Source organism: Novipirellula artificiosorum, from assembly GCF_007860135.1.
Classification (GTDB): domain Bacteria; phylum Planctomycetota; class Planctomycetia; order Pirellulales; family Pirellulaceae; genus Novipirellula_A; species Novipirellula_A artificiosorum.
Genome location: NZ_SJPV01000003.1, coordinates 443,777 through 468,612, shown reverse-complemented (window position 1 = coordinate 468,612; position 24,836 = coordinate 443,777). Strand labels below are relative to the sequence as shown.

Here is a 24,836-nt window from a genome sequence, read left to right as displayed (position 1 = left end):
AGCTCGTCAACTTTCATGAAGTCAACATCGTGGACGGCATTCATCGCATCATGAATGGCTAACCCGGGTTATTCATCAGTCCAAACATATTCCCCGTAACCCTTTGTATACAATCAGCTTACATCGATTGAGTAAAAAACAGACTGCGCATGTTGGAGTCGTAGGCTTTAGCCGATTGCGCAAGGATCCTCGGGGATGATGGAGTGGAGTGTGGGAAGAACTTCCAGGCCAGAGATTCCAGGCAGATTCAGGTCGAGCAGAATCAAATCGGGCATGTCGCTCTGCTTACTTTGCCGCAGGACGGCCAGTGCGCGCTCCGAGGAACCAACCTGGGCGATCAGTTCAAGATCACGTTCATCCTCGAGGGCGAGCTGGATGACTTCGCGGTATTCAGGGTGGTCTTCCACCAGCATCACTTGGATGGTTGCTTGCATGGATTTGCCTATTTTTGACGCCACGCTTTTCGTATTCGCAATTGGAGCTTGACACAGGCCCCACCCCGTTCGGGATGCGTAACGGTGACCTGGGCTCCGATCAATCTCGCCCGACGCATCAGTGACGGAGGAACACCGTCGCCGGGTGAATCGACTAAGCCGTGCCCGTTATCGCAGACGATCAGAGTGAGATCATTTGGTTTGGCTTCCAGGTGTGCGGAGAACTGTGTCGCCTCGCTGTGGCGGCTAATGTTGACCAAGCATTCCTTATAGAACAGGAACAGGTCGGCCCGCGTTCGAGGTTTCAGCCGTCGCAACGATTCTTCGTTTCCTCGAAAACGCAACTCGCCTTCCTGGTCGGCCATGATTCGCTGAGTGGTTCGTTGCATGTCCGCCAGCAACTCCGTGTAGAGCCCCTTGGCATCCAGCGTGTTGGTGCAGAACTGGACCGCAGTGCCGGATCGCTCCGTCATCACGCGGATCCTCTGAAGCAGCCGTTTGAGCTTTTCTGGGGAATCCACGGCGTCTTGCGCGAGATCCCCCAGCAGACCAATCACATGCAAGTTCGCTCCCAGTTCATCGTGAAGGTCCGCGGCAAAACGTTCCTTTATTTTCGCCAACTGACGGCTGCGGATGATGAAGTCGATAAAAATCGTCAGGCCGATCCCGACGATGGCCAACGCGGCCAACCAGGTCATGCGCGTTAGGTGCGACGCTTGGCGCGAATAGTGACGATTCAATTCCGCAATGACGAGGGGGCGATCGGTCTCCAACTTATGACGCGCTGCCAAGTCATTGATCCAATCGCGCGTTGGCAAAATCGCACCATGGAAATTTCGACCATCGGTGATTGCCGATAACGGTCGATTGGGATTGTCATCCATCTCGCCTTGCTTTCGAAATGCGATGCTCTTTTCCCCTTCTTTGGCGTCCATCAGATAGGGAACGAATCCATCGACAAGAAATCTTTTGTGCCGCGTTTCACCTTCGAAACGCATGCCGGATGAAGCGACGACGTTCTGATTCAGCGCAACATTCTCCTGACCGCTGAAAACCAGCACCTCCGACAATTGAAGCACATACTGATCATCCCAAAGGCGTGGTGACAATCGAAGGGCTTCAACCCGCACCCAGGAAGCAACGATGGATGGGCAAGGCACGACAAGCGGTGCGATACGCGGCAGCAAACCATCCTTCTCGGTGTAACGGGCAACGACCGTTCCGGTGGAATCTCCTTTGCTGCCAACAACGATTCGGAACTCCAAGGGAAAGCCATCGGCTCGGAGTCCGGCTCTCGTATCACGCCAAATCGTTGGCACCAGTACGATCTGGTCGATTGGAGACGCACCGTCCAGCTCGATCTGAAACCACTCGGACCTCCACGCCTCGGGACCGACTGCGGTTCGACTGCCGACCGCGCCAACCCCACTGCGCAAACTGATCGGGCACAAACGCTGAAGCTGCTCGTCAATCTCTGCCAGGCGATACTCCAATTGCGACCGGGTCAGTCCGCCGAGACGCGATATCCCTTCGTCCAACTGTATCGACTTGGTTTGAATCGGCCCTGTCGCAATCGGACCTGTCTGGTCCACTTCCGCCTGTGCATTGAGCCCACCTGGGTAACAGGGAATCACAAACAAGAAGAGACACATTCGTCGCATGCAGGATCGGACCATCACGCGATTGTACCCGTAAAGAATCCAGCCGTGTCATCTAAACGGAGGACAGACTGCGCATGGAGCAGGTATTAGACTCACCTTCCAAGCTTCTAAGGTGCCGCATCCTTGCGTTCCGGTTCTTCACCACGTCTCAGAGGGGACGGGACCAAGCACGGAGGGGACGGGCGGTCGTCCAGCAGGTGGAAAAAACGGATCGACAACAAACGAAAGACAGCGACAGAGTTTTGGCGATTTCCTTGTATGTCGCAAATCGTTAGCCTCATGTCGCATTTCATCCTCGACAAGCCAGGATGGACAGCCAAAGCTTAGAGATGACTTTTTCATCGTTCGGGTCCCCACGCTCTCCGATGAGTCCGGTGGTTGCCCGGCATGGCGGAAGACACGGCAAGACGAAAACGTAATACAGCGGTTGACCACCCACGTATTCGGTTCGTTAATTAACTTTTTACTTCTTTCTTTTCTCTTCTCGGAGGCATTTTTATGAGCCACCCAAAGCTTCGTCGCGGGTTCACCTTGGTTGAACTTCTCGTCGTGATCGCAATCATCGGGGTCCTGGTCGGTCTCTTGCTACCAGCAGTCCAAGCCGCCCGCGAAGCGGCTCGGCGAATGAGTTGTAGCAACAATGTCAAGCAGCTCGGGCTTGCGATTCACAACTACCACTCGGCCTTCTCGCAGGTGCCGACTCATGGGACCGGAACTCAGCCAGGAACTCCCGACCAGTATTACCGTCCATCGGCACTGGGAAATCGTTATCGCTTGAGCACGCTCGTGCCAATTATGCCTTTTATCGAGCAGCAAGCACTTTGGGAGACGATTTCCAACCCAAATACGCAGCGAACCGATGGCGCCCTGCAGGATCCCCCGTGGCCATCGATGGGCCCAACCCCGGATGACATTCAATACATCCCATGGACGACCGAGGTCGCTGCCCTTCGCTGCCCAAGTGATCCCGGGTTTGGGCTTCCTGCACTGGGCCGAACCAACTACGCGGCTTGCGTCGGAGATTCCTCATGGCGAGTCTATCTTGGGCCCTGGAATAACCAGCGAACCGCGAAGACAACTGCCGCCGCAAATCACGCAAATGCAGCGCACCGTGGCTTCTACAAACCGATTGATATGACACGATTCCGCGATTGCGTCGACGGATTGTCCAACACGATTGCGATGGGCGAAATCGCAACCGATCTTGGAGATAACGACAATCGAACCATCACCACGGAATCGGCCGTCAACCAAAGTGCTCCCGGCGCCGGGCTGACGGGTATTCGCAACAACCCATCCGCCTGCAAACCCTTGATTGATTCCGAGAGACCACGGTATTGGGATCCTCAATACTTTATGGTCTCGCGCAAACTCTTCGGTCGTGGTTATCGCTGGGCGGACCATGGACCTTTATTCTCGGGTTGCATGACGATCTTAGCTCCGAACAGTGAGGTTTGCGGACCCTACAACACCCTTGGCACCACGCTGATTGCGACCATGTCCAGTCGCCATCAAGGCGGATGCCATGTTTTGATGGGGGATGGAGCTGTCAAGTTCATCACCGATTCCATCGAGGCGGGGAATTCGACGGCGGCCTCGATATGGCTAAACAACGTCCCTGGGTCGGAGAGCCCTTACGGGCTTTGGGGAGCGTTGGGTACACGAGCCAGCAAGGAAACGCTGGAAGGCGACTTCTAATCAATTCGATTGACCGATTGATCCCCACCAAGCGGATGGGCTGTACCCAGACGCGCTCGTTTTTCGATCACTCTTTTGACAAAACCTCTACGAATCGAGACACCCCGATGAAAGTAATGACCTTCTTGTCGTTTGTTTTTTTAGTCGCACTTGTTGCCGGTTGTGGCAGCGAGGCAAATCGAACCGTGACCGACGGAGTGGATCAGCAAGCGATTGCGGATTACGAGGCCGAGCTTGCCAAAGTGACCTCCCAGGAGATTGTCGAGGAATAGTCGAGTCTTGAATCCGACTCTGGCCAAAAGAAGCGACCCAAACTCGCGACAGCGTTGTCTACGTTGTTCGCGAGTTTGTTCGTGCAGCTCGTGATCTGTAAACTACGACAAATCGCCCACACAGTGCGTTGTCCAGCTAATCTCTTCGTGCGGGCGGGTGATGCGAAAAGAGCAACTTCAAAACTCCGCTTCGGGTTCGCCAACTTCATCTCTTTTTTGGCTGGACGTACTCGTCGAGATCGTGTCATCGTGAAGACCTGCGAAGGAGTGTAGAATGACTCCGTCAACGGCAAGCCCCAGATGATGCGGCGACAATGCCGTTGGAGCACATTTTGTCAAAGCAAAGGAAACCACGATGAACTGCGACGAGAAGCTTCTCCTTGGCATCGCCCTACTCTCCGTCTGCCTTAGCGTTCCAGAGCTTAAGGCTGCTGATAGGCCAAATATCGTGGTTGTCTTGTGTGATGACCTGGGGTACGGGGATCTTGAATGCTATGGCCATCCTCAGATCAAGACGCCGCACCTCAACCAGTTGGCGAAGGAAGGCATACGCTTCACCAACTTCTACTCTGCTGCACCGGTTTGTTCCCCCTCACGCGTCGGATTGTTGACGGGACGTAGTCCTAATCGGGCCGGTGTCTATGACTTCATTCCCGGAGGGCGCAACATTTACATGCGATCCTCGGAGGTCACCCTCCCTCAGCTGTTGAAGCAGGCGGGGTATGCAACCTGTATGTCGGGTAAATGGCACTGCAACGGAAAGTTCAATTCATCTGAACAACCTCAGCCGGACAGCGCAGGTTTCGATCATTGGTTTGGTACCCAGAATAATGCCAGTCCCTCTCACGAGAATCCAAACAACTTTGCCCGCAACGGAGAGGCTGTCGGCCCGCTCACGGGATTCAGCTGTCAGTTGGTCGTGGATGAGGCTGTCAATTGGCTCAAGGGTCAGCAGGAGAAGGCCCCCCAGCAACCGTTTTTTATGTATGTGGCCTTTCATGAACCTCACGAACCCGTTGCCTCGCCGAACGATCTGGTGGAGCACTACAGCCCAATGGCCAAGAATGAGGATGAGGCCCAGTACTTTGCGAACGTTGCCAATGTCGATGTGGCTGTCGGCCGGTTAATGGCTGCATTGCAGGACTTGAATGTCGACTCGAATACCTTCGTTGTCTTTACCGCCGACAACGGTCCCGAGACACTGAAGCGATACTCCCGAGCACGGCGTTCCTTCGGTAGAGCGACGCCCTTGCGTGGCATGAAGCTGTGGACCACGGATGCAGGTTTTCGGGTGGCTGGTATCATGCGTTGGCCAGAGCGGATCGAGGCCGATCAGGTTGTGAACCATCCGGTTTCTTCGCTGGACTTTTTGCCCACTTTTTGCCAGCTAGCCGGGGCCACGCCACCGGCCGATTTGGTGTTGGACGGAACCAGTTTTCTGCCGGCACTCGAAAACAATGCCCCGTTGCGTCCGAAGCCGTTGCTTTGGATCTATTACAATGCCCTCAACGAGCGCCGGGTGGCGATGCGAGATGGTGATTGGAAAGTTTTGGCCAAGCTCAACATCGGTAAGTTCGTCAATGTGTCTACCGACAACGAAGCGGAGGTCAAGGCGGCGGAGTTGTCTGATTTTCAAATCTTCAGGATCACGGACGATATTGGTGAGAGCAAGGATTTATCCTCATCGATGCCGGAGAAGCTGGCGGAACTCACGCAACGGATGAAGGTGCATTACCGAGAGTTGCTTAGCGGTTCGCATATCTGGGATGGAGATTAGCGGGATGGAAATTGGCCCCAGCTGTCGCATCCCATCGGATCCAGATGGCGAGTTTGACGGGAGCGAGTGAGATTCTCGCATGACCAAGGGTTTGGAGCTCGACGAGCGATGAAAACCACTAACACCATGAAAGCGGAAGTGAAACCATGCAAACGAATCGCATCATGATTGCGATGCTATCTGCAATCGCCTTGTTTAGCTCCAAGCAGGGGAAGACGCAGGAACCGATTCGCATCGAATCACTTCTGCACGAAATGGTCGATCGCGATTCGGTGGCGAGGTATCCGACCTCCGATTTTCGCCTCAAGCAGGACAGCAGCTACAACCGTGAATCGAAAATTCCAGAACCGGCAAGTGCGAATCCCCAAGGCTGGTTCGCCAATGGGGACTTCAACACGGAAAAGCGACAGAGCAACCTGATTCGGATCGAGGACAACGATGGCCGCAAAGAGTGGGTCTTGATGGAGGATACGGGGCCAGGAACGATTGTGCGGTCGTGGATGCCGTGGCGAGGTCAGGCGAACCCCAAAACAACGACGATCATTCGGTTCTACTTGGACGGAGCCAGCGAACCGGTCATCGAAGGGAACCAGTTTGATCTGTTTCAGGGCAAGGGCATGATTCCCTTTCCGCTGGCTCACCCTTCGTTGCGTTCCGCTGTTTCGTTCTTCCCGATCCCGTATGCAAAGAGCTGCAAAGTCACGGTCTCCGAAGCCCCATTCTTCTTCCAATTCACCTATCGCAAGTATCCTCAGGGGACTCCCGTCGAGACCTTTACGATGCAGGCATTCGAGGCGGCCGCGCCGTTGATCAAGGCGACCTGCCAGGAGCTGTTGCATCCGAAAACGGATGAATCAGGCCAATCCGTTTCGTTCAACGGAACGCTCGCACCGGGTGCGGAACGAACCCTTTCTCTGCCCGAGGGAGCTGCGGCCGTTCGCGCATTGTCAGTCAAGCTTGGCAGCTATGAAGTTCCTGCGACAACTCGCTCGGTTGTGTTGAAGATGAACTTTGATGGGAAGGATACCGTTTGGTGTCCTGTGGGCGATTTCTTCGGATGTGGTATCGGATTGCATCCCTTTGAAGGATGGTATCGTCGCGTCGCGGAGGACGGAACGATGTCATCCCGCTGGACCATGCCGTACCAGCGGTCGGGTCGCATTTCGATCGTCAACCTGGGTGATCAACCGGTGGAGGTGCAGCTCCACGCCAACGTCGGCAATTGGAACTGGGACAAGTCGTCCATGTATTTTCATGCCGGGTGGCGCGGCCAATATCCCGTTCCAACGCGTCCATTTTCCGATTGGAACTACATCACGACCCAAGGAAAAGGCGTTTACGTTGGCGACACGCTAACCGTTATGAATCCCGTCGAATTATGGTGGGGCGAAGGTGACGAGAAGATCTTTGTCGACGGTGAGAAGTTCCCATCGATTTTTGGAACCGGCACCGAAGACTATTACGCCTATTCATGGGGTGGACGGAGTACCGACTTCTACGAGCACCCCTTCCATAGCCAGGTGCGATCGCATCGCTACAACAAACTGAATCGCAATCAATCTGACGAACGCAACACGCAGGGCTACAGCACGGAGGGGCGTACCCGAGCGCTCGACACCATGCCTTTCGGCCGTTCCTTGCAATTGGATATGGAAGTCTGGTCCGTCACCGATTGCGACATGGGCTACGGCGTGGGTGTCTATTGGTATGGCTTCGAGGAGACCACATCGAACCGAAAGCCCGACGCCACCGAGGCGCTCAACGTGCCCCCGCTGCCAGAGATGTCAAAAAACACGGTGCCGGCAGCTACGAAAAAGCTTGGCTCTCTGACGCCGACCAAAACGGGTAACCAGCTCTTCCCGAACGCAACCGAGGTGGAGCAATCGGAGATCGCCGCCAAGTCAGAAGGGTTGGCCGCTGCAGCCCAGGATCTGACCAAAATCAAGGGGACTTGGAGCAATTCCAGTCAGTTGTTAGTGCGGGGCCGACAGGCCGGAGACTTTGTCGAACTGCGAATTCCAGCTCAAGGGACGGTTGCCCAGAAGTTGATCCTTCACGCCACGAGGAGTCATGACTTTGGAATCGTTCGTTTCACGGTCAATGAACAGCCGGCGGGCGAGGAGGTGGATTTGTACGCGGCGAAACCCATCCCATCGGGGCCGATCAAGCTGGGCGAGTTCGCCCCGGTCGACAATGCCTATCTGCTCCGTGCGGAAGTCGTTGGTAGGAATCCGAAAAGCAAAGGTTCCTTTTTCGGTCTCGATTGCGTCGTTCTCTTCTTCGCCGTCGGCTCAACACAAATCATCATGATGGAAAACCAATGAACCATGTCATGCGATTCCTGATCATCCTCTTCTGCTCGCAAGGGGTCCAGGCGGCCGAAACGAACAAGCAACCGGCTAGAAAAGCCGCGCCGAACACGAGCTTTGAATACCGCTTTTCCGATGACCTGAAACAGACCGCCGATTCGGAAGCGAGACTGGAAAAATGGTTCTACGATGCCAAGTTCGGCGCGTTCATTCACTTCGGCGTCTACTCGACGTTGGAAGGCGAATACCAGGGTCGCGGGACGGAACACCGCTATTCCGAATGGATTCAGATTTCCGGACAGATTCCGGCCGAGGAATACCATCAGGTGGCCGCAAAGTTTAATCCATCGGAGTTCGACGCGGATCAGTGGGCAAAGGTCTTCAAGGATTCTGGCATCCGCTATGTCGTCATCACGTCGAAGCATCACGTCGAAGCATCACGACGGCTTCGCGTTGTTTGATTCCATGGTCAGCGACTACAACATCGTCGACTACACCCCGTTCAAACGGGACATCATCAAGGAGTTGAGCGAAGCGTGCCACCGACAGGGTTTGAGGTTCGGCGTCTACTACTCGCAGGCACAGGACTGGGACGAACCGGATGCGCCCCTGATTGTTCCAAGCAAGGAAAAGTTTCGATGGGATGTTCATCTTCCTGTGTGTCGCGTGCATGTGTGTACGCGGATGATCTCGGGGCGCAGTATCGTTTATAAAAGTGGCTCTCCCACGGAATTTGGTGGGTAGCTGTTTCCATCTTCATGCCGATCCCCGGGTTTTTTAAGGCATTTCAGGGCAGACAGAGTATGTTCCGCGTCATTCTATCTCGATGTTCAAATAGAAACCCCGGAAAAACACGCCCGTTCGACCCTTTCCCAGCGAGAAACTCTTCCCGCCCTGCCCCAGTTATCCCTCGGCAGGTTGCTCCGCAGCAGAGCCTGCCTCGATTCGGCCGGTAGGAACCGGCCCTACATCCTACATCCCATGTCAATTTTTGAAATGCTCTAAAAAGTGGAGTCCATTCATTGAAACACTCGGCCCATCCTCAAATCAAAGAAACCTTCATGCTTGCCATAAAGCGAACCGTGGTTGCTCTGTTGCTTGCGATCCTCTCTCCGCTTTGCGTCGGGGCTGCGGACAGGCCGAACATCATCTTTATCTTTGCGGATGACTGGGGATATGGAGATCTGAGTAGCCATGGCAGCACGTTTTGCCAAACCCCACATCTAGACCAGATGGCAAAAGAGGGAATCGACTTTGCGAACTTCACAGTCAACAGTCCGGTTTGTTCCCCGAGTCGGGTTGCCGTGATGACAGGACAATTTCCAGCACGGCAAAGCATCCACCAACACTTCGCTGGGGTGACCTCGAATCGGAAACGCGGCATGCCCGATTGGCTTGATCCGCTGGGACCGTCGCTTCCGCGGATGATGCAAGATGCAGGTTACAAAACGGGACACTTTGGAAAGTGGCATCTGGGCGGCGGAGCGGGTATGCCGACGGAAGATCAATACGGCTACGATGCTTACGCTACGTTCAATGGCTCCAAGACCAACGATATCAAGAAAGATGGTTTAGCTTCGGTCGATCATGCAGTCGCTTTCATCAAGCAGAACAAGGACCAGCCCTTCTTTGTCAATTTGTGGCTCCATGAGGTGCATCTCGCGCACTACCCTTTGGAAAAATACCTGAAGCAGTTCCATGACCTCGATGAACAACAAAGGGTCTATGCATCCGTGATCGCGGAAGGCGATGAAGGGGTCGGCCGCGTGTTGGCGCTGTTGAAGGAATTGGCCATCGATGAAAAGACGCTCGTTGTTTTCTCCACGGACAACGGTCCGGAAGTCACTCGCGGTGAAGAGGCAAAAATACACCACAAGGGCGACCCCGGCTTGGGCGGCTACTATTCGGTGGGAGAGACGGGTGGATTGAAGGGACGAAAACGCTCTCTCTTTGCGGGCGGGATCCGAGTGCCATTGATCGTACGTTGGCCGGGAGTCGTGCCAGCTGGTCAAACGGACAAGACATCCGTGCTGACTGCGGTGGATCTGCTTCCCACCTTCCTGGAAATCGCGGATGGAGAGCTGCCCGATGGGTTTGTTCCCGATGGAGAAAACGTGTTCTCCGCTTTCCAAGGCGAACCGCTGCAACGCAGCAAGCCAATCTTTTGGGAATGGAAGGGCGGTGCAACGCAGGATGAAAACTGGCCGTCCCTGGGTGTCCGCGATGGCCGCTGGAAACTGATCCTGAACAAGGAGCTTGGCAAGAGGGAGTTGTACGATATGGAAAAGGATTGGGCCGAAAAGGTGGATGTCTCCCAACAGAATCCCGAGATCGTCCAAAAATTGGTCCAGCAGCTCGACGTCTGGAAGAAGTCGCTCCCTCAGGCACCTGACCCACGTTGTTGCGTGAATCCGAAACAGACAGATCTCAAGAAATTCAAAAAGTAGTAAAACAGATGCGTGACAGGAAAAATTGTTTGACCATTGCGTTGGTACTAAGTCTCGGCAGCCTAACTGCACAGCGCAATTTAATGAGCGGCAAGGCGCTAGCCGCCGGTAATGACCAGGAAATAACGGCAGCTAGCGTCTTGCCGTTCAGTCCGAGATTGATTCGGCAAATGACGGCAAATCGCCCACAAAGTGGCGCTGTCCAGCTATGCAGCGTCTTTGCAGAGCCGGCACGTCCGGCGGCCGACTTCTATGTATCGCCCGATGGCTCCGACAATTGGTCGGGGACCTTGGCCGATCCCAGTCGGGGAGAAAACGATGGCCCGTTCGCCACGCTGGCCCGAGCTCGCGATGCGGTTCGGCAATTGAAAAAGAGCAAATCGACGGACATCGTTGTTTGTCTTCGTGAAGGAACGTATGTGTTGAGCGAAACCGTCGTGTTTGGCTTGGAGGATTCCGGGCAAGACGGGGCAACGATCACCTATGCGGCCTATCCTGGTGAGACACCTGCATTGAGTTCCGGCAGCCAGATCAAGGAGTGGCAGCAAGTCAAGGGAACGCTTCCAGGCTTGCCACAGACGGCACAAGGCAAAGTCTTCGAAGCCAGTATTGCCAGTAGCTTTAAGTCTCTCTTTGATGAACAGGGGATGCTACCACGAGCTCGCTCAGCTGGCTTCATTCCGCTGCAAGGCGGCAGTCGTAATGAACTCCATTTTCCAAAGGGAAAACTGAGCAATTTTTCGAATCTGAAAGATGTTGAGATCGTCGTGCGTCCGCATCACGCCTGGATTGTGAATGTTCTGCCCTTGAAGTCGGTCGATGAAAAAAGGCAGATCGCACAAACGACCATCGACGCGACCTATGCGATGAACAAGCTCCACTTTCTGCCAGAAACCGAATCCTGTTGGGTGGAGAACGCTTTGCAAGAACTCGATCAGCCAGGCGAGTGGGTGCTCGATACCAAGGTGGGAAAACTCTATTTGTGGCCGCGGAACGAGGGGGACGTCTTTGCACCGAAGCTACAGGAATTGATCCGAGTGGAAGGGGCGGTCGACAAAGCAGGTCCGAAAGACGTGCCGGTGCGCAATCTGCATTTTGAAGGTCTCACGTTCCTACATGGCGATCGCTATACCTTGACCGAGGATGACGCGGGGCTGCAACACGATTGGGAGATGCACGATAAGGGAACCGCCATGCTGCGCTTGCGTGGAACGGAGAATTGCGTCATCGAGAGATGCCATTTTGCTCACAGTGGCGGCGGTGCGATCCGGGTGGATCTGCACGGGATGAACAACAAAATTTCAAACAACCATATCGAGCACCTTGGAGGTTCTGGCATATTGCTCTGTGGCTATGGACCTGGCACAAAAGACGTGAATTCAAGCAACCTGATCTTCAATAACCACATTCACCATACAGGCAGAATCTATTCGCACTCGCCCGGCATCATGGTCTGGCAGAGCGGAGAAAACCGCGTGGCAAACAATCTGATTCACCACACGCCCTACACAGGAGTGATCCTTTCCGGTTGCATGACCGACTTTTTCGCGAGATCGGGGCGGGAACTCACACGGACCATCCGGTGGCATGAAATCGGTGGCGCAAGTTCGAGGAAAACACTCGATGAAGTGCGTCCTTTCCTACACACACATGACAATCGGATTGAGTACAACGAGATCCATCACGTCATGGAAGAACTGGGCGACGGCAATGCAATCTACATCCGTGGAGCGGGCGCGGGGAATGTCCTCCGCCGCAACTACGTCCATCATCTGGTTGCACCCATGATCATGCAGTGTGCAATCCGAACCGATGGCGGGCAACGGGACACGCTGATCGCCGAAAACTTGATCTACAAATGCACTTCGCAAGGCATCATGCTCAAGCTGAATACTCGCGTTGAAAATAATATAGTTGCAGACATCATTGCGCCGCCCCGCGGTTACTATCTGGCCGTTCGAGAAGGCCCGCTGACGGGGGCAAGTATCAAGCGGAACATCTTCTATTCCTCCAATCCAGAAAGCACCTTCATCGATGAACTGCCGCCAGGCAGAGGAGGACAAAACGAGGATCGAAGAGGCCGGACGCTGGCTCGTTCCAAGCAAGCCAACACCGACTACAATATCTATTATTGCACGGCGGATCCTACGTTGGGCAAAGCGATGTTGGAGAAGCAACAAAGCGACGACGTGGATGCTCATAGCCAAGCAGTCGACCCACTTTTTGTGGATCCCGAGAACGGGGATTTCCGGTTGAAGCCGAATTCTCCCGCTTTGAAGATGGGCATCGTCCCCATCGACCTCTCAGAAATAGGACTGCGAAATTGAGGATCGGATGTGCAGCATGCTGTTGAGTCGGTTGAGCGTCGGCTTGCTGGATCGTGATGCGAAAGGGACCCAATCGTGAAGGGATCAAGAATGCAGATCAAAGCAATGTTGCTGTTGACATTTTGCGTTTTAGGCAACCGCGATTCCGCTGCGGCTAGCCCATGGGATATCGAACGCTTGTTTCAGGTACCCCAATGGGAAAAGACCGACGTTGCGGCCAAGGACGGGATGACGGGGCTGCTGTTTGATGCGATCCCTGTTCGTGGTAAGCGGGTGCAGGCCTTTGCCTACTACGGTGCTCCGGAGGGACCGACTCCTGAGGGTGGTTGGCCGGCGGTGGTGTGTGTGCATGGCGGCGGAGGTACTGCGTTTGACACGTGGGTTCAAAAGTGGAATGACCATGGATATGCAGCAATCAGCATGGATTTGGAAGGCCATTACCCAAAGGGCACACCGACGCGCATGGAGAACCCGGGTTTAAAACGTTTAGGCATTTTTCAGAACTATCAGGATCCGATTGAGGAGCAGTGGTATTACCATGCGGTGGCGCAGGTGATCTTGGCTCACTCGCTGATCCGTTCCTTCCCCGAAGTGAATTCAGAAAAAATTGGCATCACTGGGATCAGTTGGGGAGGTACCCTCACCAGCACCGTGATGGGCGTGGACCCTCGTTTTAAGTTTGCCATTCCGGTCTATGGTTGTGGTTACTTGCCCGATTCCGACGGAAACCAAGGGCTTGCCATCACACCCGGGGCCTACAGCGATTTTGTGAATCAGTATTACGATGGATCGGCATATTTCGAGAATGTGACGATTCCAAGCCTGTGGGTGAATGGTACCAATGACACGCACTTTCCCATGCCAGCGACGCAGCAATCCGCGCAAGCCGTCCAAGGACCCGCGACGCTGCGATTTGAACTAAGAATGAAGCATGGACACGGCCCGGGATGGAACCCGAAAGAGATCTATGCTTTTGCCGACAGCATTGTGAAAGACGGTCTTCCGCTGGCCAAGCTTTCACGACCGGAAATTGTAGGGGATCAAGTCACGGTGTCGTTCTCGTGCGCCTCGAAAGTCACCCAATCGGAGCTTTTGTACACACGGGATGATGGGGCTTGGCCGGAGCGAAAATGGGAAACCCTGCCGGTAGAGCATTCTGGCTCTACGATGGATGCGACGGTCCCGCAGGGTGCGTCGATTGTGTTTTTCAATCTCACCGATGAACGCGGTCTGATGGTCAGTTCCGAATTCGTTCCGGTTCCCTAGACGGACAGCGCCACTTTATGAGCGGCAAATTACGGTAAATCGCCCACAAAGTGGCGCTGTCCAGCTAGATGGGCTGAATGAAAACAAGACTTTTTCCAAAATTCGAGTTAGATGTCCGACTCAAATCCGCAAGTAGTTCCGTAGCGGAAGGTCTTTGGAGCGACGACAGATGCGAGAATTGAGGAATTCATGACCCACGAACCCAATCAAATCGATAGGGAAGCGGACACGCGACGGTGCCCTCAGTGCGGATCATCCGTGCCTGTCGAAACGCTGGGTGGACTGTGTCCGCGTTGCATGATGTTTCAGGCGGCCGGGGAGACGGAAGATGGCGAAACATCGACACCAGGGCAAACGCCACCGAACATTGAGGATGTCCGTTCAGCCTTTCCGCAACTCGAGGTGATCGAGCTTATCGGGCAGGGTGGTATGGGGGCCGTCTACAAAGCGAGACAGAAGTCGCTCAATCGCTTGATCGCCATCAAACTGCTGACCCGCCAATCGGATGGAACGAACGACTTCGAGGCACGCTTCACTCGCGAAGCCCGGGCATTGGCGGAACTGAATCATCCGAACATTGTGACGATTCACGATTTTGGTCAGGCCGGTGGCTATTACTTCCTGATGATGGAATATGTGGATGGCGTGAACTTGCGGCAAGCGATGGCCGCAGGCAGATTGGCACCCGAGCAAGCGTTATCGATTGTCCCACCGGTTTGCGAAGCATTAACGTTTGCTCATCGCCGAGGAATCGTACACCGCGACATCAAGCCGGAAAACTTGTTGTTGGACCGTGCGGGCAACGTAAAAATAGCCGATTTCGGTATCGCACGGATCGTTCGCTTGTCGGCAGATGAGTCGACGTCAAGTGTTAATGCCAATTCGGATCTCGCGACGCAGGACATGCAGCTCACCGGCGCTGGGGTCTTAGGAACTCCCAACTACATGGCTCCTGAGCAAACGCAAAATCCCGCCGCAGTTGATCAACGTGCGGATGTTTATTCGCTAGGCGTTGTTTTGTATGAGATGCTGACTGGCGAAGTGCCTCGCGGCCGGTTTGACGTTCCCTCTCGCAAAGTTGCGGTCGATGTTCGGCTGGATGAAATCGTACTGCGAGCCCTCGATCGCGACCCCGAATTACGATGGCCAACCACGGCGGCCCTCAAATCTCAATTGGAATCACTTTCACTGGACCAACCGGAAAGCGATTCGATGGCGGATCCCTTTCAAAGCAGTCCGTTTGTCAGGGGCCTGACTTTCGCCGCAACCAGCATCGTGCTGTTCCTGTTGGCTGCTGTTTTTCTGATCCTTTTCTGTTCGCTACTCGGGATCAACGAGCGGTACATGGCCGCAGCGATGCTGCTGTTTGGTCCTCTCTCGCTGATCGCGAGCTACTTCATCTTGCGATGGAATGATTCCCTCGCAGCACGTCAACGAAGGTCAACAGCAGAGCGGCAACCGCGGCCGCTACTCTGGCTGGCGTGGCTGAGCGCGCTGCTTGCATTGCCGGTTGGGCTGTTCGGGATATTCTTTTTCCAAGCATTTCTTGATGACCCGCAATGGAATCCAATTCTCGCAGAAGCAATCATCGTCATTCTGTCTTGGTTCGGTACGATCACGCTGCCTGTCTCTTCGTGGTGGCTGTTCCGCAATGGCGGCCCTTTCTTCGATGGCCATTTGTCTTCGAGAAAAGCGTCGAGCCACCGTCAAGGCATGACCGCTGCCGGGACCGTCTGCCTGCTTTTTGCGATCGCATTGCCAATCGCCGGATTCCGCATGCATGACACCGAGCAAACACGACAACTCATCGAACAAAGCCAGGCGTTCTATCACCTGAACCAACAGCTCCATGCTTTAGAATCCGTGAAGAATCGCTTAAAGGAAACACAGGACGCGGCGATGAGTGATGGCAAATCGGAACCTTCCGAGATGCACAAGAGGGTCGCCGCCAAAACTCGTGAAGAATTGGCGCGAGCTAATGCACAAATAGCATTGCTGCGACAGGAACTTGAGCTTCAGACAGAGCAACCCCTATTGGGTATGCGGGACACCGCGATCACACTCTCCCTGGTTGGCGTCCTGCTGGGAATCTGCGGTGTCGTGGTATTGATCGCCGTTTATGTGACTCGGTGGAAGTGGAAAGTGATTCTCGTTACGCTTGGCGTCTTAGGTGTCCTTGCAATTGGGGGCACCGCAATCCGCTCGCTTACTATTGCCCGGCTAGTTGTCCTTGACGGCGCTGCTTCGGAACCGACGGAATTTCTTCCATTGAAGTAGGATCGTGGCCAACCATGACGCAATCGGCTCGCTTCGACGACGCTCGGCAACAGCGGTTCACGACGACCCAGTGGACGTTGGTGGTTGCAGCTCGCGGGGATTCCGCTGAAGCACGCAAAGCACTTGGCATGCTCTGCACGGCCTATTACCGACCAGTGGAAGCCTTCATACAAAAGTCTTGTCGTTCGCCGCAGGACGCTCATGACTTGACCCAGGATTTCTTTGCTCGGGTTCTCGATGGCAAGGGCTTTGAGCGAGCGGAGCCGAGTCGAGGAAGGTTTCGGTCTTACATGCTCGGGTGTGTTAAGCATTTTCTCTCCGACGCAAATGACCAACGCATGGCGGCGAAGCGTGGTGCGGGTAAGAAGCCTCTCTCGATTCACGCGCCGGGCTCCGCGGATCGTGAGTCCTGTGATATGCCGCTGATTGACTCCGCGGGTTTCCCACCTGATGCTTTCTTTGATCGTCATTGGGCCGTGGAGTTGCTTGAACGTGTGCTGGCGGCACTCTCCCTGCAGCATGAACAGGCAGGCAAACTCGAAGAGTTTGAGCGTCTCAAGCCGTGTTTGACGGGTGATGCCGCAATGCCGACATCCGCCGAACTTGCGAAGCAACTTAACCTCTCGCCGGAGGCCGCTGCGATGGCGGTGCACCGTTTGCGGAAACGGTTCCGTGCTGCGGTCAAAGCAGAAATCTCGGAAACGGTCGGGAGTGAAGAGGAGGTCCGATCAGAATTGGATTACTTGATCCAAGCGCTGTCACTTGCAGGGGAAGCCGATAGCACGCCCGAGTTGGAGTGAACTTGCAGCGATCACTTCGCCGGATATCCTGGATCCCTTCTCCCCTGATTTTCGGAGGTCGTCCGGTTTTTAAGTTGTGACGAACACAGTGTTTCGGTATCCAACCACCCCTGCCCGCGCAGCGCTCGTTGTACCCCACATCCTAATCCGGTGAAATTTTTTTGGCTCCTGGTCCGAATGTGTTCCATGCGTTGGACAGGTCGTGGCAGCGTTGCATTCCGATCCACAAGGTCCTTGTCGGTATCGATCGGTAAGGTGGTCACCAGCATCCAGCAAATCGGATCCTCCCCTTCGGGTACATTGACCTCTTCGCACAGCACCACGTTGACGCGGACGCTCGGGGGAAGATCCTTCGAGCCAACGAGTACTTTCCTTCTCGGAGATGGGGGGGCTGCGTCGCTTGTCCGATTTTTGCGAAGGTGTAAGCTTGCTGAGGCTCTTGCGCACATAGGTTTTTCGGCTCATCCGGCGGAAGGGTGCGCAGGAGGTTTTCGAGGCATCTCTCCGGTGTCCCATCATTGCTGGCAGGAGCTATTTTCACTTGTTATCGTGCAGTTGCCGGTAGAAACGGAGTCGAGCTCTGCAGAGGTGCAACTTGACAAGGGATATCCCGGTCGACGGTGCGCCAAGGGTGCTACCGGTTCCCTGCGGACGACCGACCGTCGGGGACTCTTTTCTAAGAGATCATTGGACACCGGAGCCATACCTCCAAAAAACCTTGAGTCTGGGTTCCGCGCGCTTCGGTCGGATGAGCCGGTTTTTTAACCGAGGAGTCCGAGAGCCACCGCACCCATGAACCGCACCTCCGTGCAACAGGCTTTCCCATGTTCGCAGCACCAGCGCGGACCGTAAGGCAACAATCATTCGCAGCGGTTTGTCGAAAGACCAGAGCGAAATCTCGTCACCTACCCCGCAGATGTATTAGACACCACCCGAGATGCGCGGTACAACGAGCCGCGCAGCGGGAGGGGTCGAGCGCAGCGAGGGGGAGGGCCGGTACAGAAACCGTGCTGGAATTTCAGGTTGTCATCGCAGCCTGTCTTCCCTCTCCCTCGCTTAGGCTCGACCTCTCCCAAAGGAGAGGTAACCATACCGTAACTCCTCGATAAAGAACGGCTTAAAAACGGCACGACCTCTATGACACCGGGTGAACGAAACTGAGATGGAGCGCGGCATGGCGACAGCAGAGTTGCAGGTTTTCTTCCTTTGTGAGCTTGCCAAAAAACGGATGCTTTTCCAGCGGCCCCTTACTTTGGTAGTAGTCCACGGATTCCTTGAAGGCTTGCATCGCTGTCGGAACGTCGATCTCCTTGTCCGGCCAAAAAAACGCTTCTCCGCTCGCTGGTAGCTTAATCCCAGGTTTCAGCGGTTTCGTACCAATCACCATCCGTCTCATTAACGGCATCATCAACCGCATGAAGAAGGGAGGTGCCGGAGCAGCGAGACGACCCGTTGATACGTCGTGACTCAACGCCAAGTGATTCAGAATCTGCCCGAAGGAATGATTCCCAGACGTGCGAACTTCTCCTGAGGCGAGTCGTTCTACTTCCGTAACAACCTCATCAAGCTTCTGGAAGGTCAATTCACGTCGTTGCGGATTTTCTGGCATGGAATCACGTACCCAGGAAAAGCGGAAAAGAGTGGTAGCGATTGTAGCGTACCAAAATGAAATCGGCCAGCAGCGAACGATTTCCCAGGGCAAATCACTTTTGTTCGCTGCGTGATTTGGTCGTGGCAGTGGCTTCCAACCGCAGTCAGGAATGACTTGCTTCGGCTGGAAGCCTCAGCTGTTGGAAAGCTACGCAAATTCAAAATGGAATTGCCCAGCGATTTTCGGCAGCAGTTGCCATTTCGAGTCGATCTGGGTTGGGTTCAGCGCGTCGGCGTGGAGGCTTTAAAAAGCACGGTGGGCTCCGCGCCAGCGTCCAACGTGTAACTCAGAGTCTGGGGGGCGAGAAGAATCTCGCCCGCTTTGAGCTGCAACGATTGGTCACCGCTGAGTGCCGACAAGGATCCTTTCATGACGATCAGGATCTCAGGGCCGTTTCGAACACCGCTGTGATAGGCTTGATGCCCCGCGAGTTCAATTCGGCTAAGCTCAAACTCCTCGGCGGGAGTCGGAAAAGTGGTTTCGAGGTCGGATACCGATTGGCCTCGTAGCTTCTCTGCAGATCCGTCGTTGAAACAGAGGACACTCATCAACTCTGCGACGTCGACGTGCTTGGGAGTGAGGCCGCCACGCATCACATTGTCCGAATTCGCCATCAGTTCGACGTTCACCCCCTCAAGATACGCGTGCAGTGTGCCGGCGGGTTGGTAGGTGGCTTCACCGGGTTTCAATCGCACAAGGTTGAGCAGGTAGATCGAAAAGATACCGCGATCACGGTGACCATCGGGTAACGGAAACTCCCGTGCCGCCCGCGCTGCCCAAAAGTTCGGATCGTCCTTGTCCGAGACGTGATCCAAACGCTGCAGCAGCGGGTCCAGGATCCGATCCACTTCGCTTTGCGGCATCGTCATGGTTTGTTCGTAAAGTGTCCGAAGCAGCGCAGCGCGTGCCTCCGGGTCGTCGCCCGCCGCGACAAGCTGTTCCCGAAAATCTGGCATCAAGACTTGTAACTCGGGTACCGAGTCGAGCGTGTCGGCGATTTCCTCAAGCGGACGAAATCCGTGCAACATCCAGAAATCGGTCAGCGCAACGTGCACTTCTGGCTTGTGGTTGCGGTCCTTGTAGTTTCGATTCGGGCTGGTGATTGACACGCCCGCTAATTCTTCTTTCTCGAATCCTTCGGCTGCCTGCGATAGAGAGGGATGAGCCTGGATCGAGAGCATCTTTCGAGCGTCGAGCACTTTGAACAGATAGGGCAACCGGTTCGCGAATCGCTCCGCCACACGTTCGCCCAACACCTGACGGGGCGAACGAGCAATCAACTCAGGCAGTGGGAGGGTCGCGTCGTCGATTTGGACAACCGAAGGACCATTGGCATGGCTTCCCATCCACAACTCGGCGCAGGGTTTGGCCGATAGCTCGGGTTGGCCCAGCAGATGGGGGATAAAATCGAAGCCACCCCAGTCGTAGTGTTGGACGACGCCACGTATTTTGAGCAGTCCGAGAGGTTTCATTGGTTGTCGCAAGATTTTGGGTTGAGAAGCCCAGCGTTGAAGGCCAGGGTGATCGCCGCGATCGCCCCAAGTGAATTGACTTCGCCGGCGTGAATCGAGGCTTGCAGTTCATCCGGTGCAAGCCACACCAATTCCATCTCTTCGAGATCGCCTGAGGCAGGCTCTGCCACCGGATGGGCATCTTCGGCCATGAAGAAGTGCCCGCGGCAGACGCCCTGATTTGCATCGGTAACGTAACTGCCCAGGCTATGCCAGCGGGCGGCAGTATAACCCGTTTCCTCAAGGAGTTCGCGTTGGACCGCCGTCAACGGAGATTCACCCTTGTCCAGATGCCCTCCCGGTGGATGCAGACCGATCGCGCCGATGCCGTGTTTGTACGACCGAAGCAGCAGGATCCGACCGTCGCGACAGCGAGGTACGACGAGGGCATAGTCGGGCTTCTCAATGCGATGAAAATTCTCGACCACGTGTCCATCGGGCAGACGAACACGATCGACGCTGAGGGCGAGAAACGGCGGCGCGCTGTAGACTTCGCGGCGTTCCAGAACTTCCCATTCCGCTAACTTAGAGCCACTGGGGTCCATATTTCTCGCCAACGAGTTGATGGAGTTGCTTGATCTCTTCGGCTTGGTCGGCGCGACACACCAGCGTCGCATCCGGCGTATGAATGATGATCAAATCCTCACATCCAATCGTCGTGATCAAGTGCTCCGGATCGCTCGATGCCACCAACGTACGTCGGGTATCAAGCAGCATGCTGCGTCCGGAACCCAGCGAATTGCCGTCGCCGTCATTTTCGCAGGTTTCGGCGAACATCGGCCAGGATCCGACATCCAACCACTGGAGCGGCATGGGGACCGCCGCGACGCGCACTCGAAGGTCACGTGAGGCCGGTTCCATGACCGCAAAATCGACACTGATCTTTTTCAAGGTCGGAAACACCTTTGCCAGCACCGAGTCCCGCTGGGGTGTTGTCCATGCGGCTCCGATTTGATCAATGCCTTTAGAGATCTCCGGTTCGTAGCGGCGAACGCACTCGAGCAGTGTCGAAGCTTTCCAAACGAACATCCCGCTGTTCCACAGATAACGCTGCGGCCCCGCAGCAAAGTACTCGCCCGCCGTCTCTTGATCTGGCTTTTCGCGGAACTCCTTGACAACCCTCGCCGAATCATCAATCACATCGCCAAGTTCAAGGTACCCGTAACCCGTAGCCGCGACCGTGGGTGCGATTCCAAAGGTAACCAGGGTATCGGCGTCCTGCTCGGCGAGCCGGAAACCGTGATCGACAATTTTCAGGAACTCGTCGATGGGTTCGATAATGTGGTCGGCCGTAAAGACCGCGATCACCGCGTCGGGGTCTTGCGCAGCGATCGCCGCCGCGCTGAAAGCGACCGCGTTGAGCGTGTCCCGTCCAATCGGTTCGCCGAGAAACTGCTCGCCAGAGAAACCGACGAGCGAATCCGCGATCACCTCGGCATGGCCTTGGCCCGCACAAACATAGCGGTTTGATGCGGGAACGAGTCCTTCGAGGCGGTCAAAGGCGAGTTGAAGCAAGCTTTTTCCGCCGATAAACGGAATCAGCTGCTTCGGCAAGTTGGCTCGGCTCATCGGCCAAAGTCGAGTGCCGGAACCACCAGCAATGATGAGTGCATGTCTCATAGCAATGAATCTAAAACCCTCGTAAATCGGTACTGGATCGCGGGGTCAGCCCCGGCTTTGGCGTACGCTCGAGCACAACATACTCGATGCCGTGCTGCTTGCAAAACTCGCGTTTCTCCGGTTTGTCACCGTCTTGGTTCACCGCATATTGGTCCGGTTTGATGGTCTCGATCTCCGGCTCGGCATCCATCCACCCCGTTCCGGATGAAACCAACGCCTGCGTGACGTAGCGAAGAGAACCGGCAAGGTAACGGCGTTCATCCTCTTTGAACATCGGATGCCCGTCGCCCTTCAGCAGCCGGATATTCTCATCGTGCCCGACCACCACGTAGAGGTCGCCCAACTCAGAAACCTCTTCGAAAAATCGAACGTGCCCGGTGTGAAACCAATCGTAGCACCCGGTGACGACAACCTTCTTTTTCCCAGAGGCAGGAAGCGGCGCCGGCACTGGATAGCCAGCGGTCTGCTCTGCGGTCAGAAGAGAGTATTCAATGCCATGGGCGGCGCAGTAGGTTTGCTTCTCGGCTGAGGCACCTTGCTCATCGACACACCACACATCCGGGCGGAACCCTTGAATGTCGGGCAGCGAATCCGGGTCAAGTGCCGCTTCGGAAAAGTGCACCTTCGTGACGTACCGAACCGCCTGCAAGAAGTACTCTCGCTCGGCGAGCGGAAATTTCGGTTCCGCTCCCGTGATGCTGCGGACGGCTTCATCCGACCATAGCAGCACATGCAGCTCTCCGAGTTGAGACGCTTCCTCCAGGAAACGCATATCGCGAGAGCTGAGGTTGTCGAAACTCGACGAAACAATGACGCTTTTCATGAATTCGCAATCCGGACGTTGACGTGAAAGGCACCGGGAACCGGTACTTCGGAAACGACGATAAGATAGCCACCGCCACAACCGGAATACATGGCTCCCGAGTATTCCTGCTGATAAGCTTGCAAGAGCGACATCAGATCTACTCTCAGCAGCGGATGTCGGACGACGTGAGGCAACAGAGTCGCCCAGCATTGCATGGTCAGATTGAGCGACGCACCGAGTGCCTTCGCGTCCATTCGCACGATCGCGTCATAACAATCCTGACCCGATTGGCCCAGCTTTCCGGCCCACTCCGCGTCGAGATGTTTTTCGCCCAACGGGTTGTAGCCATCCGGCCGAGGCTCCACGGGGATCACATGCAAAACCTTCTCGAGCCAACGAGCGACGTCAGCTCGGTTGCACGATTCAACATGGCAGGGGAACACGCCGCCTTGGACTTGAAAGTCATAATCCAAGCGATTCACACCAGGGTAGATCAGTCCGATCATGTCCTGCGAACCACTCGGTTCTGACTTGCCTTCGTTCTCGACCTCGTAGAGTTCACGCACCAGATCCTCGAGCGGAAGATCCGGCAGCTGTCCGTCCCAGATCTTCATCGCGATCGCCCGCGTACCGCTGGCGATACCAGAGCGATCCATCGGCCGAAAATCGGGTTCAATTTGCACCACGACCATCGAGCCGGGCGGGTTCGGGTTGTGCTCAGAAACAAACGGTTGGTCAATCCAACCGCCCGCCAATTGCAGACGGTTGGGTATCGAGCCTAACAGCTTGCCAACCGCGGAGGAGGTGTGCGTGTTCATCAGCCAATCCCTACGCGTTTGCCAGCTTTGCGTGCGTCGTATTGAGTCTTGATCCACTCGTAAGTGGCGGCAAGCCCGCTGTCGAGCGACGTGTTTGGCTCCCAACCGAGAACCTTCTGAATGAAGGTGTTGTCCGAGTTGCGACCGGCCACACCTTGGGGCGCATCCATGTCGTAACTTCGCTCCATCTTCACTCCCGCAATTTTTTCGACCATATCGACCAGCTTATTGATGGAAACCATTTCGCTGGAACCGAGGTTGATCGGGGTGGCGATCAGGTCGTCACAGTGGGTGATCATGTCAATCCCCTTCACACAATCATCGATATACATGAAGCTCCGGGTCTGCTCGCCGCTGCCCCAAATGTTGATGCTAAGGTCGCCCTTGTCGATCCCTTCGATCACCTTGCGACACATCGCTGCGGGCGCCTTTTCACGGCCACCGTCCCAGGTGCCATGAGGGCCATAGACGTTGTGGAAGCGTGCGATCGCGGTTTTCATTCCCCGCTCGTGCCAGTACTCTTCACAGAACTGCTCCGAAATCAACTTCTCCCAACCGTAACCACGTTCGGACATCGCAGGGTACGCGTCCGACTCTTTGAGAGCGCGAACATTCGGATCCTCCTGAAGCGTTGTGTTGTAAGCACACGCCGAACTGGAAAAGAAGTAACGGCGAGCACCGGCATTGTAGGCGGCCTCGACCATATGGGTATTGATCAGAATCGAACGAAGGCACTCGACGCGGAAGCGTTCGATGAATCCCATCCCGCCCATGTCTGCGGCAAGGTTGTAGACCTCTACGGCACCTTCGCAGACGCGACGGCAATTCGTTTCATTGCTCACGTCCAAGCACAAGTTCTCAACGCCAGGAACGTGAAGGTACCATTCGTAGAGCGGCTTCTTATCAACCGCTCGGATGTTTGTGAACCCTTTGTTTTTGAAGTACAGCGCGAGATTGCCACCAATGAAGCCGCCGGCACCCGTGATGACGATCAAGTCCTCCGGTTTCATTGGGGCGTCTTTTTCCACGACTCGTTTGGTTTCGGTGTTCATGAAACGGTTTTCCTTTAGGTTGGGTTTGAGAAGCGGACAGATTGGGTTTCTGTCTTGTCCGACGATGTCAAACTATATTCAATCCAAACTGGCAGGGAATGGCTATACTTA

The 24,836-nt window shown here is 55.2% G+C and carries 20 protein-coding genes; 11 read left to right on the top strand and 9 right to left on the bottom strand.

Annotated features, from left to right (window positions below; all coding sequences use genetic code 11):
- Positions 1 to 167: 167 nt before the first annotated feature.
- Positions 168 to 434: a response regulator gene (locus tag Poly41_RS11600; protein ID WP_146526325.1), complete on the bottom strand. Its 267-nt coding sequence runs from the start codon at positions 432 to 434 to the stop codon at positions 168 to 170.
- A gap of 8 nt (positions 435 to 442) precedes the next feature.
- Positions 443 to 2,095 carry a sensor histidine kinase gene (locus Poly41_RS11595; RefSeq protein WP_146526324.1) on the bottom strand — a complete coding sequence of 551 codons (1,653 nt, stop codon included), beginning with the start codon at positions 2,093 to 2,095 and terminating at the stop codon, positions 443 to 445.
- Positions 2,096 to 2,593: 498 nt separating this feature from the next.
- On the opposite strand from Poly41_RS11595, the gene Poly41_RS11590 reads away from it, so the two are divergent.
- The 11 genes from Poly41_RS11590 (at position 2,594) to Poly41_RS11550 (ending at position 17,268) form a co-directional block, all read left to right on the top strand.
- Positions 2,594 to 3,793: a DUF1559 domain-containing protein gene (locus Poly41_RS11590; RefSeq protein WP_146526323.1), complete on the top strand. Its 1,200-nt coding sequence runs from the start codon at positions 2,594 to 2,596 to the stop codon at positions 3,791 to 3,793.
- Positions 3,794 to 3,900: 107 nt separating this feature from the next.
- Positions 3,901 to 4,065 (top strand): hypothetical protein, encoded by a 165-nt coding sequence (locus tag Poly41_RS34035; RefSeq protein ID WP_197231234.1) that lies wholly within the window; start codon positions 3,901 to 3,903, stop codon positions 4,063 to 4,065.
- 355 nt (positions 4,066 to 4,420) lie between these two features.
- Positions 4,421 to 5,842: a sulfatase family protein gene (locus tag Poly41_RS11585; protein ID WP_146526322.1), complete on the top strand. Its 1,422-nt coding sequence runs from the start codon at positions 4,421 to 4,423 to the stop codon at positions 5,840 to 5,842.
- Positions 5,843 to 5,988: 146 nt separating this feature from the next.
- Entirely contained in the window at positions 5,989 to 8,166 is a 2,178-nt protein-coding gene (locus Poly41_RS11580; protein ID WP_231615603.1) for a glycoside hydrolase family 172 protein, read from the top strand.
- On the top strand, positions 8,163 to 8,612 hold the full coding sequence (locus Poly41_RS34870; protein WP_231615602.1) for an alpha-L-fucosidase: 450 nt from the start codon (positions 8,163 to 8,165) through the stop codon (positions 8,610 to 8,612). The genes Poly41_RS11580 and Poly41_RS34870 overlap by 4 nt, the downstream gene beginning before the upstream one ends.
- Positions 8,605 to 8,895 carry an alpha-L-fucosidase gene (locus Poly41_RS34865; protein ID WP_231615601.1) on the top strand — a complete coding sequence of 97 codons (291 nt, stop codon included), beginning with the start codon at positions 8,605 to 8,607 and terminating at the stop codon, positions 8,893 to 8,895. The genes Poly41_RS34870 and Poly41_RS34865 overlap by 8 nt, the downstream gene beginning before the upstream one ends.
- 317 nt (positions 8,896 to 9,212) lie before the next feature.
- Positions 9,213 to 10,598, top strand: coding sequence for a sulfatase family protein (locus Poly41_RS11570; RefSeq protein WP_146526528.1), 1,386 nt, complete (start codon positions 9,213 to 9,215; stop codon positions 10,596 to 10,598).
- 170 nt (positions 10,599 to 10,768) lie between these two features.
- Positions 10,769 to 12,925: a right-handed parallel beta-helix repeat-containing protein gene (locus tag Poly41_RS11565; RefSeq protein ID WP_146526527.1), complete on the top strand. Its 2,157-nt coding sequence runs from the start codon at positions 10,769 to 10,771 to the stop codon at positions 12,923 to 12,925.
- 90 nt (positions 12,926 to 13,015) lie between these two features.
- Positions 13,016 to 14,191 (top strand): alpha/beta hydrolase family protein, encoded by a 1,176-nt coding sequence (locus Poly41_RS11560; protein WP_146526321.1) that lies wholly within the window; start codon positions 13,016 to 13,018, stop codon positions 14,189 to 14,191.
- A gap of 189 nt (positions 14,192 to 14,380) precedes the next feature.
- On the top strand, positions 14,381 to 16,468 hold the full coding sequence (locus Poly41_RS11555; protein ID WP_146526320.1) for a serine/threonine-protein kinase: 2,088 nt from the start codon (positions 14,381 to 14,383) through the stop codon (positions 16,466 to 16,468).
- 14 nt (positions 16,469 to 16,482) lie between these two features.
- Entirely contained in the window at positions 16,483 to 17,268 is a 786-nt protein-coding gene (locus Poly41_RS11550; protein ID WP_146526319.1) for an RNA polymerase sigma factor, read from the top strand.
- Positions 17,269 to 18,403: 1,135 nt separating this feature from the next.
- Here the strand turns inward: Poly41_RS11550 and Poly41_RS11545 are convergent.
- From Poly41_RS11545 to Poly41_RS11520, 7 genes are all read right to left on the bottom strand, one after another.
- Positions 18,404 to 18,877 (bottom strand): DUF1569 domain-containing protein, encoded by a 474-nt coding sequence (locus tag Poly41_RS11545; RefSeq protein WP_146526318.1) that lies wholly within the window; start codon positions 18,875 to 18,877, stop codon positions 18,404 to 18,406.
- Positions 18,878 to 19,140: 263 nt separating this feature from the next.
- Positions 19,141 to 20,391: a mannose-6-phosphate isomerase, class I gene (gene manA, locus Poly41_RS11540; RefSeq protein WP_146526317.1), complete on the bottom strand. Its 1,251-nt coding sequence runs from the start codon at positions 20,389 to 20,391 to the stop codon at positions 19,141 to 19,143.
- Positions 20,388 to 20,975, bottom strand: coding sequence for an NUDIX hydrolase (locus Poly41_RS11535; RefSeq protein WP_197231233.1), 588 nt, complete (start codon positions 20,973 to 20,975; stop codon positions 20,388 to 20,390). Before Poly41_RS11535 ends, manA begins: the two co-directional genes overlap by 4 nt.
- Positions 20,956 to 22,050 carry a mannose-1-phosphate guanylyltransferase gene (locus Poly41_RS11530; protein WP_146526315.1) on the bottom strand — a complete coding sequence of 365 codons (1,095 nt, stop codon included), beginning with the start codon at positions 22,048 to 22,050 and terminating at the stop codon, positions 20,956 to 20,958. Before Poly41_RS11530 ends, Poly41_RS11535 begins: the two co-directional genes overlap by 20 nt.
- 10 nt (positions 22,051 to 22,060) lie before the next feature.
- The gene (locus tag Poly41_RS11525; RefSeq protein ID WP_197231232.1) at positions 22,061 to 22,873 is read right to left on the bottom strand and encodes an adenylyltransferase/cytidyltransferase family protein; all 813 of its coding nucleotides are present in this window, start codon (positions 22,871 to 22,873) and stop codon (positions 22,061 to 22,063) included.
- Positions 22,870 to 23,673 (bottom strand): hypothetical protein, encoded by an 804-nt coding sequence (locus Poly41_RS34030; protein ID WP_197231231.1) that lies wholly within the window; start codon positions 23,671 to 23,673, stop codon positions 22,870 to 22,872. The genes Poly41_RS11525 and Poly41_RS34030 overlap by 4 nt, the downstream gene beginning before the upstream one ends.
- Complete coding sequence (locus Poly41_RS11520) at positions 23,673 to 24,725, bottom strand: NAD-dependent epimerase/dehydratase family protein (protein WP_197231230.1); 1,053 nt, start codon at positions 24,723 to 24,725, stop codon at positions 23,673 to 23,675. Before Poly41_RS11520 ends, Poly41_RS34030 begins: the two co-directional genes overlap by 1 nt.
- Positions 24,726 to 24,836 lie beyond the last annotated feature (111 nt).

What these genes read in the sequence shown, in the direction of transcription:
- Poly41_RS11580 (WP_231615603.1), top strand. Translation starts at nt 5,989, where the DNA reads ATGCAAACGAATCGCATCATGATTGCGATGCTATCTGCAATCGCCTTG.
- Poly41_RS11545 (WP_146526318.1), bottom strand. Translation starts at nt 18,877, where the DNA reads ATGCCAGAAAATCCGCAACGACGTGAATTGACCTTCCAGAAGCTTGAT.
- Poly41_RS11590 (WP_146526323.1), top strand. Translation starts at nt 2,594, where the DNA reads ATGAGCCACCCAAAGCTTCGTCGCGGGTTCACCTTGGTTGAACTTCTC.
- Poly41_RS11550 (WP_146526319.1), top strand. Translation starts at nt 16,483, where the DNA reads ATGACGCAATCGGCTCGCTTCGACGACGCTCGGCAACAGCGGTTCACG.
- Poly41_RS34030 (WP_197231231.1), bottom strand. Translation starts at nt 23,673, where the DNA reads ATGAACACGCACACCTCCTCCGCGGTTGGCAAGCTGTTAGGCTCGATA.
- manA (WP_146526317.1), bottom strand. Translation starts at nt 20,391, where the DNA reads ATGAAACCTCTCGGACTGCTCAAAATACGTGGCGTCGTCCAACACTAC.
- Poly41_RS11530 (WP_146526315.1), bottom strand. Translation starts at nt 22,050, where the DNA reads ATGAGACATGCACTCATCATTGCTGGTGGTTCCGGCACTCGACTTTGG.
- Poly41_RS11535 (WP_197231233.1), bottom strand. Translation starts at nt 20,975, where the DNA reads ATGGACCCCAGTGGCTCTAAGTTAGCGGAATGGGAAGTTCTGGAACGC.
- Poly41_RS34035 (WP_197231234.1), top strand. Translation starts at nt 3,901, where the DNA reads ATGAAAGTAATGACCTTCTTGTCGTTTGTTTTTTTAGTCGCACTTGTT.
- Poly41_RS11565 (WP_146526527.1), top strand. Translation starts at nt 10,769, where the DNA reads ATGACGGCAAATCGCCCACAAAGTGGCGCTGTCCAGCTATGCAGCGTC.
- Poly41_RS11520 (WP_197231230.1), bottom strand. Translation starts at nt 24,725, where the DNA reads ATGAACACCGAAACCAAACGAGTCGTGGAAAAAGACGCCCCAATGAAA.
- Poly41_RS34870 (WP_231615602.1), top strand. Translation starts at nt 8,163, where the DNA reads ATGAACCATGTCATGCGATTCCTGATCATCCTCTTCTGCTCGCAAGGG.
- Poly41_RS11595 (WP_146526324.1), bottom strand. Translation starts at nt 2,095, where the DNA reads ATGCGACGAATGTGTCTCTTCTTGTTTGTGATTCCCTGTTACCCAGGT.
- Poly41_RS11585 (WP_146526322.1), top strand. Translation starts at nt 4,421, where the DNA reads ATGAACTGCGACGAGAAGCTTCTCCTTGGCATCGCCCTACTCTCCGTC.
- Poly41_RS11555 (WP_146526320.1), top strand. Translation starts at nt 14,381, where the DNA reads ATGACCCACGAACCCAATCAAATCGATAGGGAAGCGGACACGCGACGG.
- Poly41_RS11560 (WP_146526321.1), top strand. Translation starts at nt 13,016, where the DNA reads ATGCAGATCAAAGCAATGTTGCTGTTGACATTTTGCGTTTTAGGCAAC.
- Poly41_RS11570 (WP_146526528.1), top strand. Translation starts at nt 9,213, where the DNA reads ATGCTTGCCATAAAGCGAACCGTGGTTGCTCTGTTGCTTGCGATCCTC.
- Poly41_RS11525 (WP_197231232.1), bottom strand. Translation starts at nt 22,873, where the DNA reads ATGAAAAGCGTCATTGTTTCGTCGAGTTTCGACAACCTCAGCTCTCGC.
- Poly41_RS11600 (WP_146526325.1), bottom strand. Translation starts at nt 434, where the DNA reads ATGCAAGCAACCATCCAAGTGATGCTGGTGGAAGACCACCCTGAATAC.